Raw genomic sequence first — 1,161 nt, 5'->3', positions numbered from 1 at the left:
GGCTCAAGCTGAATTCTTGGGGAAGCTAAGCATATAATTTCGTCAATCTAAATAAGAAGAATGGAATATCCCTGACACCTCGGGAAGATGATCGAAATGCCTTGATCTTAGCATTAAAAGACTCGGCCGAAGCGTTGGTGCTTCTGTTATTGAAGAAGTTTAGGATGTCCAAATAATGTGTTTGAATAGCCCTTGCGACGGTTTTAAAAGAATCAAGGCCGCATTCTTCGATTTCATTGTACCAAAGCGCCAATTTTTTGAAGGCCTGTTCTTTGTTTTTACCCGTCCGAAAGATTGTCCCTAATCCGGTTGCCAGCTTGTAGGCCTGTTCAATAACCGGATAACGCTCGAAAAGTAGCCTCGAACGCCCGACCTGCGAGCCAGTCCATTTATCATGATGTTTGAATAATAAATACCTGCTCCTAACCAGCAGCTGTTTGAGTGTATCGCCGTTGGCAAGAATTTCAGGTTGATAAGGCAAGGCACCTTGCTTTGCAGCTTCAATCGCTTGATTTTCCTGTTCCAATGCTTCCCATCGGTATTTAATTCTCACTTCCTGAACTGCATCATAAGCCAATTTCTGGACGTGAAAACGGTCGATGACCTTTGATGCCTTTGGGAAACAGCGACTTACAATCATGCCCATGTTGGCAGCCATGTCCAAGGTCACCTCCTGAACTTTGCCTCGAATACGCTTTGGAATCTTGCTCAAAACGTCGATAACTGAGCTTGCCTGCGTTCCCTTGACCATCGCTACCAATGAACCTTTTCGACCTTTAGCAGCCTTATTGGTTACAATCGTATAAAGTTCACCATTGGACAGCGAGGTCTCATCAATGCTTAGATGTGAACCCGCATTTTCAGGATATAAAAGCCATTCAGCCGCATGTTCACGCTGTTTCCAATCCTTATAATCACTGATATGGTTTTTATACTGTTCTTGCAGTTGCTTACCATCCAAATGAAAGTATTTGCCTAATTGCGAACAACTAACAGGATGATTATCAATACAGTCCTTTTAAAAAATCAGCGAACTCTTTCGTCATTCGAGTCCCCTGTTGTACTATATTCCAATCCCTATTCACTATCGCACCGGTATCCTTAATTTCCCATCGACGGCCCTTGATACAGAGTGTAACACGCTGATTGCGAATGGGAAAA

The 1,161-nt window shown here is 43.2% G+C and carries 1 protein-coding gene; it reads right to left on the bottom strand.

Annotated features, from left to right (window positions below):
- Positions 1-25 precede the first annotated feature (25 nt).
- Positions 26-946, bottom strand: coding sequence for a transposase (locus GVN20_RS29485; protein ID WP_310586861.1), 921 nt, complete (start codon positions 944-946; stop codon positions 26-28).
- Positions 947-1,161: the final 215 nt, after the last annotated feature.

This window comes from Runella sp. CRIBMP (assembly GCF_009905605.1).
Taxonomy (GTDB): Bacteria; Bacteroidota; Bacteroidia; order Cytophagales; family Spirosomataceae; genus Runella.
Note: the sequence above shows the minus strand (reverse complement) of the source record. Positions and strands in the feature narration are given on the sequence as shown.